We start from the raw sequence: 17,295 nt of genomic DNA on the forward strand, positions 1-17,295 counted from the left end.
GGGACTATACCCGACAGGAATGATCATTCGTCGGGCGTAGTCCTTCTGAGTTATGTAGTGCCTCTCAATCTTACAGTTGATCAGCAAAAAGCTGTTCTTTAATATAAGCGACAGGCATTTCTTGTCCTGTCCATAATTCGAAGGCAAGTGCGCCCTGCCACAGCATCATGCCCAGACCGTTAATGGCGGTTGCACCTACAGACTCAGCTTGTTCCATCAGCTTGGATTTGGCTGGGCTGTATACAACATCGGTCACGATCAGGTCGGAACGAAGCATGGACACATCCTCAATGACACTTTTACCTTCCAGCGGTTTCATACCCACACCTGTACCGTTAGCGAAAATATGACTTGTAAGAATCTCTTCACGTAGCTTCTCTTGATTCTCTAATGCATAGATATTCGCTTTGACTTGGGTATGTTTCATCTCTTCATTAATAATACGAACATTCTCTTCCGCCCGGGCAAAGAACTGGTCATTACGAGCGAAAATTGAAATTTCAGCGAGACCAGCCCGAGCGGCTTCAATAGCAATCGGCGTTGCAGCACCGCCTGAACCGACGAGTGTTATTTTCTTACCCTTCAGATCAATGCCGTGCTCCTGTAAGTTGCGAACATAACCAGATCCATCTGTACTGTAGCCTTTCAGCTTACCATCCGTATTCACGACGGTATTGACAGCACCTGTAAATTTAGCGCTGTCGTCCAGCTCGTCAAGGTACTGTAAGATCGCTGTTTTGTTAGGCATGGACACGTTGTAGCCGCGTATGTTTAGAGCGCGCATCCCACGTACTACTTCCTCGAGTTGTTCATTGCCTACTTCAAAGGCCATATATGCGTTGTTCAGCTCCAGTTTTTCAAACGCAAGATTATGCATAGCCGGGGACAAAGAATGTCCGATCGGTGTAGCAAGCAGTCCGATTAATTGTGTTCTTCCGTCAATACGTCCAGCATTTTTCATAATAAGCCTCCAAGTGATCTGTGTAGTTTAATGAAACACTTTTTTATATCGATAAGCAACAAACACGGCCAGCAAAATACTGACTACGGCAATCGCAATATCCAGAATGAATACCGAGGTAATTCCCAGACTTTTGGACATGCTCCCGGTAGCCAAAGGCATCAGGATGAACGATAGGCTGGCTGCTATGTTCACGAGAGAAGTCGTAGTTCCTTTGTTCTTGCGGAAAAATTCCGTCATAACCGTGAGGGCAATTTGGAATATGCCTGCGGTGGACAAGCCGATTAAGAATGAACTGATCAAAGTAGCGACAGGATTGTGCCATACAATTAAAGCCAGCAAAGAAAGCAGGGCAATAAGCGGGTACACAATCATGACGGTAATGGGCTTAATGAATCTACCAAGTACCACAGCCAACAAAATAACGGAAACTAGTGAACCTATACTGTAGTAGCTAAGCAGCTTAATGGCGCTGGCTTTGTCCATGCCCAGAGCCTCTTGTCCAAAGGTAGGAAGCCATAGCTGCACGATCATGAACAATACAGTGGAAGTAAAACCGATAATAATCAGAGACAAACCTTCTTGCCAAAACTTGGGCTCGCTGTGGAACGAATCCGTTGATTGACCAGTCTCGGTTGGAGCCTTTTGTTCCTCTGCTTTGTGATTGGGGAAACTGGTCATCGACAAGAAGATCCCGTTCAGCAGATAAATTCCTGCAGGAATAAAGAAGGAATATCCATAGAACATATCGTGGTTAATAAAAAATGCAATCATGAACGGAATAACAATGGCACCGATCGAGATGGATGCTTTGACCAGGACGGTTGCAGACCCGGCTTTTTTTCCGAACCCTTCAATGAGTGCGGGATAAGTCCCCGCATCCATCATAGAGTTGCAGAGCCCTGCGATAATGGCAAACACGAATGCCAACGTGTAGTTAGGTGCAAGCGGAATGCCGATCAGGAAGATTAAATAAGCAAATGATGCAATAACAATGAGTGGTTTCCTTCCGTATTTATCTGACATTTTTCCGGCTACTCCGAGAGCAAGCAGTTTACCGATTCCAATCGCTGACACCAGATAGCCGATGGCTGCTTTATCCGTGTTCAATTGCACGGTCAGAAAGCTCATATTCGACGAGAGAATAACATTAATCATACCCAGAAGAAAATAGTTGATATAAAGCTCTGTTGCCATTCTGATATAAGGATTTTTCATAAGTGTAACTCCCAACTTAAATTTTAGATCAATGGCCTAGATAGGCATCGTCCAGGTCTATTAAAGTGCGCCCACAAACAAGTGAAAATATTCACATAATGTCTATGTCTTAATTATATAAGGGGTGTTATTATAAATCCAATGCATATTTTTATCGTTTTTCATAGTTTGAATCTATAATTTAAAATATGAATTAAAGAGGGAGCGTACATCCTTATGAATCTGAAGCACTTACAATATTTTCGTGTACTTGCAGAGATGGAGCATTTTACCCAGGCAGCTGCGCGGCTATGTATCACTCAACCCAGTTTAAGTCATGCGATTTCAGAATTAGAAAAGGATTTGGGCGTTCATCTGTTTGAAAAGCAGGGGAGGAATATTCGGCTAAACAAATACGGGCGATTTTTTCTGAAGTATGTGGAGCACGCGATGGATGAATTGGAAAAGGGGGAGTATAACTTACGGGAATTAGTGAGTCCAAGCCATGGGAATATAGATTTGGCGTTCATTTACACGTTAGGTTCACACTTCATTCCAGTGATAATCCAAGCCTTTTCAGCTCTGGATGCCCGTAAAGACATTTCCTTTTCGTTTCACCAAGGGAATACGAACGATATTATTCAAGGCCTGAAGCAGGAACACTATGACGTGGCGTTCTGCTCTCACGTGGAAAATGAACCAGATGTAGAGTTTATTCCGCTGGCTCAGCAGGAATTGGTGGTCATTGTTTCTCCTGATCATCCGCTGGCTTCTCTGGATCAAATTGACCTCAAAGATACAGCGGATTACCCGGTGATCTTCTTCAACAAAAAGAGTGGGGTTCGGCCCATTATTGAAAATTTGTTCGCCAAGGCAGGCGTTACGCCACAGATTATTTGCGAGATTGAAGAAGATACGGCAATGGCTGGGCTGGTGTCTATTAATTACGGGATCGGAGTTATGCCCCGCATTTCATCGTTAGATTATTTTAACGTCAAAACATTGCCTATTGTAAATCCAGAATACGAACGTTTTATCTACCTAGCCAGCATTAAAAATAGATATTTATCCCCGGCAGTAGTAGAGTTTCGGAACTTTGCCCTAAGTTATGGCAAGGAGTTTTATCTAAAAACGCATCAGCGTGTCTAAGCTGGAGTCTCGCAATATTTAAACTTGATAAATTTTAAATTGTGTTCTATACTTCATCATCGACACAAGCAATGTGAAATGATTCACGTTTTGATACTACAAGACTTACTTACAAAAGCAGGTGAATTCATGATGAAACGTTCTTCTATTCCAGTGGCGACAGGTCTGTATGTGAACTATCTTTTGTTTGGCATGTTTAATATTATGCTGGCGTCGCACATGTCCTTTTTAACAGAGCATTTGCATACAGATCAGGCGGGCATTAGCCTTTTGGTTTCCGCGATGGGGTTTGGCAGACTATTTACGCTGTACATATCCGGCGTGCTCTCCGACCGCTATGGTCGCAAACCGTTCATTGTGGCCGCAGGGCTGCTGATGGCCGTATTCTTGGTCGGTATACCGCTGAGTCCCACCTTTGAGATGGCAATGGTACTGGCTGTGCTGGCAGGTGTAGCGAATTCTTTTCTTGATTCAGGTACTTATCCGGCTCTGATCGAGGCTTTCCCCCAATCCTCTGGTTCGGCTACAGTGTTGGTGAGAGGTTTTATATCCATTGGGGCGGCATTTTTACCGCTAATGATTATCTTTTTTATGAATCACGATATTTTTTACGGGTTCTCTTTCTTTATACCAGCATTGATATTTGCATTGAATGCGATCTACTTGTTCAGAATGAAGTTTCCAGACATGCGCGTACAGCCCGCCAAGGAGCAAAGGAGCGGTACTACTGTATCTAGTGCCGAGCAGACAGGAAATTTAAAGGCAGATGATGCGAGTAAACCGAGGTTTTGGCAGGAAGGTGTATGTCTTATTCTGCTTGGATTTACGGGACCTACTTTGCTGTATATTGTGCAGTTATGGCTGCCTACGTTTGGACAACAGTTTATTGGCATGACGGAATCAGAGTCTCTCAGACTATTAGTTTATTACAATATGGGTTCGTTGGTTTCCGTGTTTGTATTGGTCATTGTGTTGAGAAAATGGGTTAAACCTGTTCATATTATTCTTATTTATCCCTGTATTTCCTTGTTGGCTTTTGGAGCGCTTCTTCTTTTCAAATCAGGGGCCGCCGCCATTATCTGTGCGAGTGTCATCGGGTTTTCCATATCGGGTGTACTTCAGCTGACGTTAACTGTAATGAGCGAATTTTTTAGTCAACGAAAAGGACAGATTACCGGGTTTATTTATACCGCAACTTCGCTGTCCTATACGCTTATTCCCGTGTTTACAGGCTTTCTTTTGAAGCATTCTCAGATTTCCAGTGTGTTTATGCTGGCTATTATCGTGAATGTGCTCGGGATCGTACTGGCGGTGTTTGTTAACTTTCGTTACAGTGCCGTTTTTCCTGCAAAACGAGAATTGTCTCCTCAAATTGTACTGGATACGAAATAACTAGCGACTGAACCTAATCATCTGCATGCTTATTCAGAATGCGTTATACTATGAATTATTGTGAATGTTCGACTTGAAACTGTAATTGGGGAGTGAGATAGATATGGCAAAAATCGTAAAGGTAAAAGATGTACGGATCGGTGAAGGAGCGCCTAAAATATGTGTCCCCATGGTGGGAGAAACGTTGGAGCAGTTGAAGGAAGAGGCTGCCCATTTACGTACACTCGACCTGGATATCGTAGAGTGGAGAGTCGATTTTTTCGAGCATGTGGAGGAGCTGGAAAAGGTAAAGGCTGCCTTACATGAGATCCGGTCTATTTTAGCCAATATTCCACTCGTATTTACGTTCCGTAGCGCCCGAGAAGGTGGAGAAAAGGAAATCAGTGCGGCAAGCTATGTAGAATTGAATCGTACAATAGCCGAAACGGGACAAGTAGATATGATTGATGTAGAGCTTTTTAATGAGGAAGCTGATGTGAAGATGCTGATAGAAGCGGCACATAAGCATAACGTGTATGTGATTATTTCTAACCACGATTTTCAAAAGACGCCGCCGAAGGAGGAAATTGTGTCCCGGTTGCGTAAGGCACAGGAATTGGGTGGCGATCTGCCTAAAATAGCGGTGATGCCAACCAATACGGCCGATGTCCTAACCTTGTTGGACGCCACACGCACCATGGCAGAAGAGTATGCGGATCGTCCGATTATCACGATGTCGATGGCGGGAAAAGGTGTCGTGAGCCGTCTGACCGGAGAGCTATTTGGTTCAGCGTTGACTTTTGGTGCTGCCAAGAAGGCTTCTGCACCAGGACAGATTCCTGTCACTGAACTGAGAGAAATATTGCAGGTGCTGCATAGCCACTCTTAAAAGATGCAATTACTACCCACTAGCGAGCAAGGAATTCATGGTGAACACAAAAGGAGGACCCCATGCGATAAGCATGCTGGGGTCCTCCTTTTTGTAATGCTTAATTCAATCCCCGAGTAGGTTCATACAATTCCCAACCCAGATTCAGTGTTTGAATAATATAGTCTGCGACTTCTTCCGCATCCAACTGATCGGTATCGATCTTGGAGTGATTCACCGCGTAAATGTCCTGTCTGGAACGGAAAAGATCTTCAATTTCCTCTAACGTCTTGTTTTGCAGATTAGGGCGGGTGTCAATCAGCATCTTGAGCCGATCTTTCCAGGAATCCCAATTTAAATCCAAGAAGAACACAATGGAGGAAGCCAAACAAGCCTGCTTCACCTCTTCCTGTAGAAACGCGCCACCGCCAACAGAAATGATTTTAAGACGCGTATTGCTGCACAACTTCAAAATATGCTCTTTTTCAATCTCACGGAAACGCTTCTCTCCGTAAGTTTTGAAAATTTCTGTTGTAGGCATGTTGTACTCTTGTTCAATCTCCTGATCAATATCCACGAAATCGCGATACAGCTTGCGCGCTAGATGGGAACCGATCGTTGTTTTGCCCACGCCCATAAAGCCGATGAGCACAATATTTTGTTCTTTTAATGGAATCTCACTATTGTTTTGCACATAACCACTCTTTTCTCACCAGTAATGTTGAGATGTAACGCTTCAAAGCACTAAATACATTATACGTTCATCAACCGTGTCATTCAATAGTATAGAGCACATCAGCAATGAGGTATACGATAAAAGAGACTCTGATTACCAATGGAGTGATAAACAGCATGTAAACGAGATGAGGTATTCAAATGTTATTTAATGCGTAAATGGAAGAAAAACAAACTTGTACAAGTATAAAAGAGGCAATATTGTGTACTTAATTGAAAAAAAGGACATATTTTGCCGAAAAACGTATTGAAATTATTGGAAGTAGGAATATAATAGAGTTATGCAAATTGTAAATGTAATCGCTCTATTTACAATTTGTGATTGATTTAATTTATAAAAAAGAAGCTACTTTGAACCAAAAACCAAGTATACATATGCAAATAGTTAAATATCACTTTACGGACATGTATCGGTCAATGGGTTCATTGTACGAAGGTGGTGATACGGTCTACGCGCTTACGCTCTAGTCAACGAAGAATTGGAGATAAGAATAAAAAACGATCTAGGAGAGGGATGAATTGAAATGAAAACAAACACAGCTAAAGTATTGAAAAAGGGCATGAGTATCGCTTTATCCGGTATGTTAATCGCGTTATTTGTCGGCAATTACTCTGCCCATGCAGCTCCAGAGGTCGTTCACAAGACCATACTTGTTAAAGCTGGAGAAGTATACGATGGTAAAGGCAAGACCGTAGTGGCTGACCCCGATACCTTGGGAGATGGAAGCCAGAAAGAGGCTCAAAAGCCTATCTTTAAGTTAGAAAATAATGCAACGCTGAAAAATGTGATCATCGCTGCGCCTGCTGCGGATGGTGTGCATGTATATGGCAATGGCACCATTTCCAACGTAACGTGGGAGGATGTCGGTGAAGATGCATTGACGCTTAAAGAACCAGGCACGGTGAACATTACAGGTGGTGGAGCGTTTCATGCATATGATAAAGTATTCCAAATCAATGCCGAAGGCACGATTAACATTAAAAACTTTAGAGCCGATGATATCGGTAAGCTGGTTCGCCAACTTGGGGGCTCTACGTTTAGGGTGAATATGACTTTGGATAACTCGGATATTTCCAACGTTAAGGATTCGATCCTCAGATCGGACGGTCCTAACAGCAAAGCTAAAATTACGAATACTCGTTATCATAATGTAAAACAATTGTTCAAAGGTTTTAAATCTAGCAATACGAGCGAGTCGGGCAATACTAAATACTAATTGTTAGAGTAGGATAGGAGTACGGATAGGAAAGGGGCTGTCCAACAGGTCGTATGATCTGATAGGAGATGCCCCTTTTTTGGTATGTTAAGTTAACCCTGAGATGATCTGGGCTTCGTTCAGAACGAGGACTATGTTATGATCGTGCTATTACATTTTATACAAAAAAGTTGGGTGGCTATGAATCTATTTCATCAATATGTGAATCATGACGGTACTTTAAATGATACGCTGGTGCGCGATCGTGAAATTTTATATACAGGCACGAATGGCCGACATGTGGAACGTTTTTACGTGTCATCCTCTGAAAGTTATATATTTAAACCCCTGACCAATGATGATCAGAAGGGACGGGAGAGATGGGTGTATGAGCATGTGCTTCCAGCATTATCACCCATCTATCCCCAATTGCTAGCTTGTTCCGATACAGACGCAGATGGCGGAGGAGAATGGATGGTGTTTGAGGATGTTGGTCCGTTACATCATCTACATGCAGACGAAACCCTATTGCAAGCTGTTGGATTTGTCGCAAGGTGGCATGCTTTGCCGCCGGGTCGTTTTGCCGGGATGCCATTGCGTGGACCGAAGCCGCTCATCCAGGAGATGGTTTCCGAGCTGCACACACGCAAGCCAGATATGTTAGAGCTTTGCAGCTCACTCGGTTTTTCGAAGCAGCAGATGCAGCGTATTTATGCACAGCTGGAGCATCTATCTTTTTCACACCAGCTTGTACTGTCTCATGGTGATCTTCATCCGGGTAACTATGCGTTGAGTGGGGAGAGGCTAAGGGTGCTGGATTGGGAGCATGCTCATCTAAACACACCGCTGTGGGATGTATATCACCTAATCGACATGTCGCATCCGTTGTTCCCTCGACGTATGACGTCTGAATTGCGTATTCGTATGCTGGACACCTATCTGGAACAGCTGGAGCTGTTGGGGATAAAGGGTGATCGAACGGCATTTATACAGGAGTATGGTATGTTTGCTGTGGTATTTTCGCTCTGGATGCTATTATTAATCACAAATGATTTGCAAAGGATTGGAACGGAACTGCATAGAAATAGCGGCAAATGGTCAAAAGAGCAATTAGAGTCCCAATTGGATGCAACGTTAGCTTGTTTAAACCAATGTACAGCGATGATGGATGGGGTACAAGTCCAACCATGCAAGTAGTGGCTTAAGGCACAGATTCTATATAGTCAGCCAAAGAAGGTAGGGAAATAAATCCATGAAAAAAGTCGGTTTGGTCATGAGAAAAATACAATTTGCTGAAGCGCAAGGGCCTCGTATTTTTGCAGAACGTCTGAAGCAGATCGGATTGGAACTGGGGGTAGATATCGTATTTGTATCGCCGGAGCGCCACGTAAGCAGCCATGACTGGCTTCCAGGCTATGAGCATGAAAAGAGTGACCTGGTCAATTATGACATCGTACTGGATCAACTGCATGAGCAGCAGATTGAGCACGTTATTTATACGGTATCTGGCTTTACTTATTTGAACATGTTTTTTAAAAACAGCGTACTCTTTCCGCATAGTTTTCCAGATCCGGCACTGACAGGCTATGAGATGATGAAGCCTTTTTATCAGATTGTGGACAAGGCTATCGTACAGACTGCCTTTCTCAAGCAGGAGATGGCCTCGAAGTTTGGCGTAACCGATGTGACAGTCATCCCGATCGGATTTAATGAGCGGCTGGTGGAAAAGCATTTTGATCCCTCACAAGTGGTGGAGAACCGGGTGATGTGGATTGGTAGAGATGAAGAAAATCGGCGTCCGGATCTGGTGCTTGAGTATGCGCGGCACAATCCTGACAAGGATGTCTATATGGTGTTTGGTGGTGAACGCTACAAGGAGAGCATGAAGAAGTACGACATCCCGGACAATGTAAAACTTCAATTTGCATTGACGCAAGACGAGGTGTTTGCACTGATGAACACAGCGAAGGTGTATTGGAGCTGCTCCAAATTCGATACGTTCGCAATGCCGCTGACCGAAGCGCTCGCGATGGGGAAAATCGTGGTGAAACCCGAGCACCCTTGCTATGGGCACATCAGCTCTACGCATTCTTTTTCAGGAAATGAGAAAAACTGGTTCGAGCTGGTCAATATGGCTGCGGCTTCACCTCGCCGGGTTTCTGCGGAGAATCAGACATACGCCATGGAACAGTTTTCGAGTCAGGTGATGAAGCAGGGATACCGAGACTTTTTTGATGATTGGTTAAGCTGAACGACGAGGCAGGATGCGTGGATGTAGACCATAAAAAAGGGACTTTCGCTCTAATGAACGAAAGTCCTTTTTCTTATGACTGTATCTCTGCTATCGCTTCAGTATGAGCCGTCTTGCGATCCATCATGTAGCTGACCAGCATCAGTAGCAGACCGCCGACAGTAATGAGTGATGCAACCCATGGAATGGCGGGTAGCCCCATTTGGTTAATCACGACTCCTCCGATAAAAGCACCGCCTGCGTTGCCCAGATTCAATGCGGAATGGCTGGAGGTAGAGGCTAGCAAAGGAGCCTCATAGGCCAGATTCATGATACGAACCTGAATCCCCGGCATGATGCCGAATGCGGCAATCCCCCAGATAAAGACAGTGATCACGGCCAGTACCTTGTTTTGAAGCGTAAACGTCAGAATGGCCAGAATAATGGCCAGTACAGCATAGTTTGCAACCAAGGACGGAAGCAGCTTCCAATCTGCGAGCTTGCCGCCAACGATGTTGCCAATCGTGACACCTAGGCCGAACAGGACGAGAATCCAGGTAATGCTGTGTTCGGCAAAGCCACTAATATCCGTAAGCATGGGCGTAATGTACGTAAAGACAGTGAACAAGCTACCACAGCCAACTGCACCTGTCAGCAGCATCAGCAGCACTTTTGGATTAAATAAGCTCTTGACTTCTTGCTTGAGACTGGAAGGCTTGTCCTGCTGAATTACCGGAATGTAACGAATAATTCCGAAGAGAGAAATCAAGCCGATCACAACAATGGCTCCAAAGGAAGCGCGCCAGCCGAGCTGCTGTCCGATAAAGGTGCCGAAGGGCACGCCAATAATGTTCGCTACCGTCAATCCGGTTAGCACCATAGAGATGGCCCCTGCCCGCTTATCAGGACGGACCAGCCGGGCAGCGATCAGGGAACCGGCACCCAGGAAGGTTCCGTGCGATAACGCAGTAGCCATACGGGCCGCAATCAGAAGCTCGTAGTTAGGAGCAATGACGGAAAAAAGATTCCCTAGAATGAATATGGACATCAGCAGACACAGTAGCTTCTTTTGTGGAACCTTATGGGTTAATACAGTAAGCACAGGTGCGCCAATGGCTACACCAAGCGCGTAACTGGTGATTAATTGCCCGGCTTGCGGAATCGTAACATGAAGATCATGGGCTACATTGGGCAGAAGTCCCATAATGACGAATTCGGTCATGCCGATGGCGAAGGCACCAAGGGTTAACCATAGCAAGGAGGGGGGAAAGCGATTAGCTGTCATATTTTCTTGAGTACTCATAAGTTTCTTGTATCCTCCTGAAAAAATAGTAATGCGAGTATATCATTCCAGGCGACATCTGGCGACCCATTTTGCAAGAATTTTACATACTAAGCTGATAAGGTTTGTGTAATTTACAAAAGCGACAGGTTGGAAGGAGCCAATTATGTTATTTTGGTAGTATGATATGAAGATAGGGAATGACGTTGTAAGGAATAATCCGGGGAGGATATAACGATGACACTTAAAGTGGTACATAGTATTACGGACTTAATCGGGGATACGCCTTGTGTGCGGCTGCAACGGCTCACAGGACCGCAGGATGCGGAAGTATATGTGAAGCTGGAGTATTTTAATCCAAGTGGTAGTGTTAAAGATCGGGCCGCGGGCAACCTGATTGCCGAGGCGGAAAAGGCGGGGCATCTAAAGCCCGGAGGCACCATTATTGAACCGACCAGTGGCAACACGGGAATTGGTCTTGCGATGAATGCGGCAGCCCGAGGTTACCGCGCAATTTTGGTGATGCCTTCGAATATGACGAAGGAACGGATCAATATTTTAAAAGCCTACGGGGCTGAGGTCGTACTGACACCAGCGGAAGAACGGATGCCAGGAGCGATTCGCAAAGCTCTTGAACTGGGGACAGAAATTGAAGGAAGTTTTATCCCACATCAGTTTGAAAATGAGGCCAACCCCGATATCCACCGTACAACCACAGCACTTGAAATTTTAGAGCAGACGGAAGGAAAGTTGGATGTGTTCGTCGCTTCTTCGGGAACGGGTGGGACCATTACGGGAACAGGTGAAGTGCTGCGCCAGCATTTGCCGGATCTGCGGATTGTTGTGGTCGAGCCTAAGGGTTCGCCCGTACTGTCCGGGGGAAAGCCCGGTCCACATAAGCTGGTGGGAACGAGTCCGGGCTTTGTTCCTACCGTGCTGAATACGGAGGTGTATGACGAAATCATCCAGGTTTCCGATGAGGATGCGATTGCTGTGACACGAGCAATTGCTGCTCAGGAAGGGATTCTCGTCGGGCCCTCCAGCGGAGCTACAATATGGACGGCCATTAAGGAAGCTCGGCGTTTGGGAGCAGGCAAACGGGTACTCTGTATTGCCCCGGATACCGGAGAGCGTTATCTGAGCATGGGGATATTCGGATAAATAGACGCGAATCGGGGCCAAAGTGATACATGACCGTAAGTAAGTGGTAAAATAATTGTGTGATAGCGGTTTCAAAAGCTGTTTGAATATTGATAGCACGAAATATTTGAGGATTGAAGGAGGAGCAGCATGAAGATTATGCCTATACAGAAACGAGGGATCTCCAATAGTCGGCTGGTGCTCGGTTGCATGCCTTTTGGTGGAGAATGGAGCCATGCACCGTTTACACAGGAGCATGTTGTTGAAGCGGAGAGAGCTGTAGATGCTGCACAATCCATCGGAATTACGATGTTTGATCATGCGGATATCTATCGTATGGGAAAAGCGGAAGAAATTTTCGGTCGGATTTTAAAGGGACAGCCAGGCTTGCGTGAACAAATCGTCATTCAATCCAAATGCGGAATTTTTCTGCCGGATGGTACGCTCCCGGGTCGTTTTGATTTCTCATATGATCATATTATGGAGTCCGTGGACGGTATCCTGAAGCGTCTGAGTACTGAATATTTGGATATCCTGCTGCTGCACCGCCCCGATCCGCTGGTAGAGCCGGAAGAAGTAGCAAAGGCGTTCAGCGAGCTTAAGACATCCGGCAAAGTACGGCATTTTGGCGTTTCCAATATGAATGTAAGCCAAATTCGTTTTCTGGAGCGCAGCCTAACGGAGCCGCTGATTGCTAATCAGCTGGAGATGAGCCTGGCACATCTGCATTTTATAGATCAGACCGTACACGTGAACCAGCAGGCAGGGACGAATGTACATTTTGGCGAAGGTTTGCTGGAATATTGCCAAACCGAGGATATTCAGCTCCAGGCTTGGGGACCGCTGGCGCAGGGGCGTTTTAGCGGAGGTTCTCTGGAAGGAAAACCTGAGCATATCCGTAAGACGGCAGAGCTGGTACAAAAACTGGCCTCTGAAAAGGAGACGACACGTGAAGCGATCGTCCTGGGCTGGCTTATGAAGCATCCGGCACGGATTCAGCCTGTCATTGGCAGCGCCAATCCTGAACGAATCCAAGCATGTCAGGATGCCGAACGCCAGAGCGAACTGATGACCCGTGAAGAGTGGTATCAATTGTATGTAAGTGCGCGCGGGCAAGCCTTGCCGTAACTGGTACTGCGGACTAGCTTGTTACAGCAGACGTGTGCGGATGTAAGTACATGACCTCGTTTCGTTTATACGTACTGTATTTAATAGGCCCTCCTTTCGTCTCATTAACAGACGGAGGGGGGCCTTTACGTGGTTACATCCTATATGTCTTCAGCAGCTATTCCTCTTCGTACCGTGCGAGGGCTTTGGCTGTTGTTTCTTTCATTCGTGAGATTAGCCGTGAGCCTTGGACGACCTTGACACGCTTGCCGAGGAAGCGGATTTTGGATAACACATATTCACACTCGTCTGCCTGGAAAGTGAGTGTAATGCGATAGGTATCTGCTTCCTGATCATATTCGACCTCCTTTTCAAAACAGGAAAAAGCATATAAAATACGAGACATTTCACCGTTGTATACAGGAATAATTTCGATGATGCCCTGTTCTTTGCGCGACTCCAGTATACCGAGTATTCGTTGGGTAAACTTCTCGGCTTCTTCAGGAAGAATCTCATCTTCCGTGACGGTTACGATGTTGGACAGCTTAGTGGACATGAATGCGCGGTGCCGTCGATTATACCACAGCAGGCTCCATTCTTTTTTGACCATAGAAAACTCCAGCTTATAAGGAAATCCGGACATTCGCTCATGTAGGCGTCCGTTGCGCAGTTTGTAGGTCATACAGATGCCTGAACGGGATCGCAGAATGGAACGCAATTCACGCAGGAGTGGATGATAAACCGAAGCAGCAGGAACCCCTGCTTTTTCCCGCAGGCTGCCATCGGCCTCCAGAGGCTCGTCGTCTGCAAGTAATTGCCAAAGCTTATCAAGTGTAGGCGGGGTAAAAGCCGCTGTCGCTGCCGAGTCTGTAAGCATGGACTTGAGCCAGACTCTTTCCTGCGATGTGGTAGCAAAAGCGCCCGATTCATCCAGCCGTGAGACGATCTGATAGTTAAATATTTTCTCGAACAGGCTCATAATAGGCTTGCAGCTCCTTCCATTCCTGTCTGAATTCCTTACGCAGCCGCTGGGGCTCCAATACCTCACAGCTTGATCCGAAGCTGCGAATCCACGGTTTAATCTCAGTGATTCCATTCACTGTGATTTCGTAGATAAAGGATTCACTTTCTTCCTCCGTAATCGTACCCCATTGTCCTTGTGACAGCACACGTTCCCGAATAAAGTTGCGTTTTGCCCCTTCGGGATTAAAAAAACGTACCCTTACCTTCACGGGACGACCCGTATCAACAAGCCAGCTGTACCGCATTTTTTCCTCCAACACGGCTAACAGGTCGGCATAAAGCTGTTCTGGGACAGGCTTGCCCTCCACCAATTGGGTCATGCCCTCCATACGAAACTTCATGATTCCTTTGCCGCCCACATGACCAAGCACGTACCAACGTCCATATTGATGATCATAGATGACTTGCAAGGGCAGAATGGTATGTTCACGGCCTTCAGTCTCTTTTTCAAATCGTGGGTTGGTGTTCTGTGACCCGTACATGCTTCGTTTGGATGCCGAAAAATATAAAAAGTTTACGCAGCGGCGTTGCCGAATGGCATGCAGAAGCGGATGAATATGGGCTTCGTCCAGAATGCGTGAATAATAATGGTATTTATATAAAAAAGGCTCTGCCATCTCCCGATCTCCGAGCTGACGGCGCATGGCCTTTTTAAGATGATCTCGCAACAGATATCCCTGCACAGAGGGGAGCTGAGTGTTGGCCATAATGTCCACAAAATCATATAAGTCCAGTAATTCCTCGTCCGTCAGTTCTGTCACCAGATCGTTACGGACAGCATAGCGATAGGGTCTGCCGCCAGGCTCCTTACGAACTACGCCGACTTCGACCAGATATTTCAGATCAGAACGGATTGTTTTTTCATCCGGCAGTGCACTGTCGGAAGGCAGCCCATTGCAGCAAGCGTCCAGCAGTTCCATGGTGGTCATAGGCTGTGATTGCAGCGCTGTCAGCAGAAGGGATAAGCGGACGCTTTCCGATTCCTTGAGCGATTTGGCCCGAAACAGGAATAACAATAACGGATCAGCGGATTCGTAATAATTAAAGCGCAGCATCTCATTAAAATCATGTCCCTGTTCCGCAGGCAACTGCTGTTGTACGGATTGGACAATTTCCTTGAGACGCCGAATCGTTTTATCAAAGGTGTGCACCGAAATGCCAAGTCTGTCTGCAAATTGCTGCCGATTATAAGCGCCGCTGGTTAGTGTGAGCATGCGCAGGAATTGAATTTCTTTATCAAAACTCTCTCTCGCCATGATGCATTCCCCGTTTCTGTAGCCGTTCTCCGAAAACAAGTATCCCTTTATTCTAACAGGGAAGGGATGCAGGAAAAAGGTAATTTATTCATCTTTGTAATACTTTCACCATGTTCATGACTTCCAAAATAAAGGATTATAGGGATATAAGGTAGCACGATAAGTAAGAAGCAATACATAACAGAAGGGTGATGCAACATGTTTGGACGATTTAAAAATGAAGTGTTATATCCATGGGTAGGTAAGCTTTCGATTTATGAAACGATTAAGCAGGGACTGGACCCTCAGGGAAGGCTTACGGATGATCATTTGCCGGATGATGAAGAATACTGGGCAGGTCACACGATGCGTTGGGTGGCAGGGGGGCTGGATGGAGCGTTTGGGCATCACGGCGCTGGTGGAGATGGAGAGACTGAGAAAATTAAGGAGCTAGCACACTTGTTGTCCAGACAATGCCGCAAGCCAGGGATGAAAACAAGACGTGAGACGTATGTACGCTTGATGGAAGAAAATGCGCTCAGCCTGATTGATCCGCTGCTAGATGCGGTGCGCGAACATCCAGCAATTCAGCCGGATCGATTGTATGAGGAAGCGCGTTGGCTGGCCGAACACGGAGCACATCGCAATGTGGTGAAGGTCGGTATTGCGCTGCTCGGATTGCTGGAGACAGAGCAGCACCACGAGCTTATTTTAACGCTAGCCAAGCATGATGAATTCACGCTATATGCGGCTGTAGCTATCCGTAATATTTCGGATCAGGCCAATGAGCAGTTGTATAATTTAGCCTTACAGGTACATGGTTGGGGACGTATTCACGTCGTGGAACGACTGGAGCCGGCGCGGCAGGAAATACGTGATTGGTTATTACGGGAAGGATTCCGTAACAATGTCATGTATGAGTACCTTGCTTATGAATGCGCTCATAAAGGCGAGCTGCATACAGCCATGGCTGTACCGCACATTGATCGGGAGTTGTTTGACGGAGCAGGCGATATACTGTCGGCTTTGCTGGCAGCAGGCGGACCTGCGGAAAGTATAGACGATTATGAGCATGCCGCTATGGTCATAGGCAACTACCTTCGTCATGCTAAGACTATGTGTACGACTGTGAAGCATCTTACGATCATCATGGATATTGCGGACTTCCTCGATGAAGAAGACGATTCATGGGAGGCACGTTATGAGCATGAATGGACGCCGGAATTACGTAAACGTTACGCGTCGGTATGCCAGCAGATGATGGACGATCCGCAGTGGGTGAAGCTGGTAGAGCAGGAACTACATCATGCAGATTCACCGCATCTTCACTGTGCCATTCGCGCAGCTCGAATGCTAGTACTAGATGTATGGCCCGTGCTATTTGATCAATTAAGCAAACACCCAGTCAAGCCTAATCTGTACTTTGAACTTAGCAAGACAGAGGATGAACAGCGGGCATGTAAGCTGGTGGCTTTTGCAGAAAAGCACTTGCCTCTGGGAGAGATAGCTTCCGGTCCTGCTGATGTGCCGGGCTTTGGACCAGAGTATGAAGCGCATCAATGTCTGGGGATGCTGCTGCAACTATTGTCTTCTTACGAAGGAATGGGACAAGAGCTAGTTGCTACCGGACTTTGGAGCCCGGTGACCTCCAATCGCCGTGCAGCGCTTCATGTACTCAAGGAATGGCCTTCTGAGATGTGGGGAGAGGCAACGATAGAGCGCCTTCGTTGCTTATCGGAAGCTGAAACGGAGGAGTCGATCAGAGAACAGATTTGGGAAATACTTTAAGGATAAGGGAGGG

The 17,295-nt window shown here is 46.1% G+C and carries 15 protein-coding genes; 9 read left to right on the forward strand and 6 right to left on the reverse strand.

The window, feature by feature from the left end:
- Positions 1 to 70: 70 nt before the first annotated feature.
- Positions 71 to 961, reverse strand: a complete 891-nt coding sequence (gene aroE, locus HFD99_RS20165) for a shikimate dehydrogenase (protein ID WP_123796822.1) — start codon at positions 959 to 961, stop codon at positions 71 to 73.
- 27 nt (positions 962 to 988) lie between these two features.
- On the reverse strand, positions 989 to 2,179 hold the full coding sequence (locus HFD99_RS20170) for an MFS transporter (RefSeq protein ID WP_123796823.1): 1,191 nt from the start codon (positions 2,177 to 2,179) through the stop codon (positions 989 to 991).
- A gap of 216 nt (positions 2,180 to 2,395) precedes the next feature.
- On the opposite strand from HFD99_RS20170, the gene HFD99_RS20175 reads away from it, so the two are divergent.
- The 3 genes from HFD99_RS20175 (at position 2,396) to aroD (ending at position 5,567) form a co-directional block, all read left to right on the forward strand.
- Positions 2,396 to 3,307, forward strand: a complete 912-nt coding sequence (locus HFD99_RS20175) for a LysR family transcriptional regulator (protein ID WP_031462939.1) — start codon at positions 2,396 to 2,398, stop codon at positions 3,305 to 3,307.
- Positions 3,308 to 3,439: 132 nt separating this feature from the next.
- Positions 3,440 to 4,699: an MFS transporter gene (locus HFD99_RS20180; RefSeq protein ID WP_375761838.1), complete on the forward strand. Its 1,260-nt coding sequence runs from the start codon at positions 3,440 to 3,442 to the stop codon at positions 4,697 to 4,699.
- A 103-nt stretch (positions 4,700 to 4,802) separates the two neighbouring features.
- Positions 4,803 to 5,567, forward strand: a complete 765-nt coding sequence (gene aroD / locus HFD99_RS20185) for a type I 3-dehydroquinate dehydratase (protein ID WP_107734990.1) — start codon at positions 4,803 to 4,805, stop codon at positions 5,565 to 5,567.
- Positions 5,568 to 5,667: 100 nt separating this feature from the next.
- On the opposite strand, the gene HFD99_RS20190 is transcribed toward aroD, so the two are convergent.
- Positions 5,668 to 6,240, reverse strand: coding sequence for a shikimate kinase (locus tag HFD99_RS20190; protein WP_016819867.1), 573 nt, complete (start codon positions 6,238 to 6,240; stop codon positions 5,668 to 5,670).
- A 565-nt stretch (positions 6,241 to 6,805) separates the two neighbouring features.
- Here HFD99_RS20190 and HFD99_RS20195 point away from each other — a divergent pair.
- The 3 genes from HFD99_RS20195 (at position 6,806) to HFD99_RS20205 (ending at position 9,728) form a co-directional block, all read left to right on the forward strand.
- Positions 6,806 to 7,498, forward strand: a complete 693-nt coding sequence (locus tag HFD99_RS20195; protein ID WP_123796825.1) for a pectate lyase — start codon at positions 6,806 to 6,808, stop codon at positions 7,496 to 7,498.
- Positions 7,499 to 7,636: 138 nt separating this feature from the next.
- Positions 7,637 to 8,674: a phosphotransferase family protein gene (locus HFD99_RS20200; RefSeq protein ID WP_185094003.1), complete on the forward strand. Its 1,038-nt coding sequence runs from the start codon at positions 7,637 to 7,639 to the stop codon at positions 8,672 to 8,674.
- Between the two features lie 55 nt (positions 8,675 to 8,729).
- A complete protein-coding gene (locus tag HFD99_RS20205) occupies positions 8,730 to 9,728 on the forward strand; it encodes a glycosyltransferase (RefSeq protein ID WP_019686235.1) in 999 nt (332 codons plus the stop codon).
- A 73-nt stretch (positions 9,729 to 9,801) separates the two neighbouring features.
- Here HFD99_RS20205 and HFD99_RS20210 read toward each other — a convergent pair whose 3' ends face one another.
- Complete coding sequence (locus HFD99_RS20210) at positions 9,802 to 11,010, reverse strand: MFS transporter (protein ID WP_016819870.1); 1,209 nt, start codon at positions 11,008 to 11,010, stop codon at positions 9,802 to 9,804.
- 216 nt (positions 11,011 to 11,226) lie between these two features.
- Between HFD99_RS20210 and cysK the strand changes: the two genes are divergently transcribed.
- Together cysK and HFD99_RS20220 are read left to right on the forward strand one after the other, a co-directional pair.
- The gene (gene cysK, locus HFD99_RS20215) at positions 11,227 to 12,150 is read left to right on the forward strand and encodes a cysteine synthase A (RefSeq protein ID WP_167440990.1); all 924 of its coding nucleotides are present in this window, start codon (positions 11,227 to 11,229) and stop codon (positions 12,148 to 12,150) included.
- Positions 12,151 to 12,279: 129 nt separating this feature from the next.
- Positions 12,280 to 13,257 carry an aldo/keto reductase gene (locus HFD99_RS20220; RefSeq protein ID WP_031462944.1) on the forward strand — a complete coding sequence of 326 codons (978 nt, stop codon included), beginning with the start codon at positions 12,280 to 12,282 and terminating at the stop codon, positions 13,255 to 13,257.
- Positions 13,258 to 13,414: 157 nt separating this feature from the next.
- Here HFD99_RS20220 and HFD99_RS20225 read toward each other — a convergent pair whose 3' ends face one another.
- Positions 13,415 to 14,215, reverse strand: a complete 801-nt coding sequence (locus tag HFD99_RS20225; RefSeq protein ID WP_123796826.1) for a WYL domain-containing protein — start codon at positions 14,213 to 14,215, stop codon at positions 13,415 to 13,417.
- Entirely contained in the window at positions 14,190 to 15,515 is a 1,326-nt protein-coding gene (locus HFD99_RS20230) for a helix-turn-helix transcriptional regulator (protein WP_038978103.1), read from the reverse strand. Before HFD99_RS20230 ends, HFD99_RS20225 begins: the two co-directional genes overlap by 26 nt.
- 198 nt (positions 15,516 to 15,713) lie before the next feature.
- Between HFD99_RS20230 and HFD99_RS20235 the strand changes: the two genes are divergently transcribed.
- Complete coding sequence (locus HFD99_RS20235; RefSeq protein ID WP_123796827.1) at positions 15,714 to 17,282, forward strand: limonene hydroxylase; 1,569 nt, start codon at positions 15,714 to 15,716, stop codon at positions 17,280 to 17,282.
- The last annotated feature ends 13 nt before the right edge of the window (positions 17,283 to 17,295 follow it).

It is taken from the genome of Paenibacillus sp. EKM301P (assembly GCF_011800295.1).
GTDB lineage: Bacteria > Bacillota > Bacilli > Paenibacillales > Paenibacillaceae > Paenibacillus > Paenibacillus polymyxa.

Excerpts from the sequence above, each read along its gene's own strand:
- HFD99_RS20205 (WP_019686235.1), top strand. The coding sequence starts at position 8,730 with ATGAAAAAAGTCGGTTTGGTCATGAGAAAAATACAATTTGCTGAAGCG.
- HFD99_RS20170 (WP_123796823.1), bottom strand. The coding sequence starts at position 2,179 with ATGAAAAATCCTTATATCAGAATGGCAACAGAGCTTTATATCAACTAT.
- HFD99_RS20210 (WP_016819870.1), bottom strand. The coding sequence starts at position 11,010 with ATGAGTACTCAAGAAAATATGACAGCTAATCGCTTTCCCCCCTCCTTG.
- HFD99_RS20195 (WP_123796825.1), top strand. The coding sequence starts at position 6,806 with ATGAAAACAAACACAGCTAAAGTATTGAAAAAGGGCATGAGTATCGCT.
- HFD99_RS20180 (WP_375761838.1), top strand. The coding sequence starts at position 3,440 with ATGAAACGTTCTTCTATTCCAGTGGCGACAGGTCTGTATGTGAACTAT.
- HFD99_RS20200 (WP_185094003.1), top strand. The coding sequence starts at position 7,637 with ATGATCGTGCTATTACATTTTATACAAAAAAGTTGGGTGGCTATGAAT.
- HFD99_RS20225 (WP_123796826.1), bottom strand. The coding sequence starts at position 14,215 with ATGAGCCTGTTCGAGAAAATATTTAACTATCAGATCGTCTCACGGCTG.
- aroD (WP_107734990.1), top strand. The coding sequence starts at position 4,803 with ATGGCAAAAATCGTAAAGGTAAAAGATGTACGGATCGGTGAAGGAGCG.
- HFD99_RS20220 (WP_031462944.1), top strand. The coding sequence starts at position 12,280 with ATGAAGATTATGCCTATACAGAAACGAGGGATCTCCAATAGTCGGCTG.
- aroE (WP_123796822.1), bottom strand. The coding sequence starts at position 961 with ATGAAAAATGCTGGACGTATTGACGGAAGAACACAATTAATCGGACTG.
- cysK (WP_167440990.1), top strand. The coding sequence starts at position 11,227 with ATGACACTTAAAGTGGTACATAGTATTACGGACTTAATCGGGGATACG.
- HFD99_RS20175 (WP_031462939.1), top strand. The coding sequence starts at position 2,396 with ATGAATCTGAAGCACTTACAATATTTTCGTGTACTTGCAGAGATGGAG.
- HFD99_RS20230 (WP_038978103.1), bottom strand. The coding sequence starts at position 15,515 with ATGGCGAGAGAGAGTTTTGATAAAGAAATTCAATTCCTGCGCATGCTC.
- HFD99_RS20235 (WP_123796827.1), top strand. The coding sequence starts at position 15,714 with ATGTTTGGACGATTTAAAAATGAAGTGTTATATCCATGGGTAGGTAAG.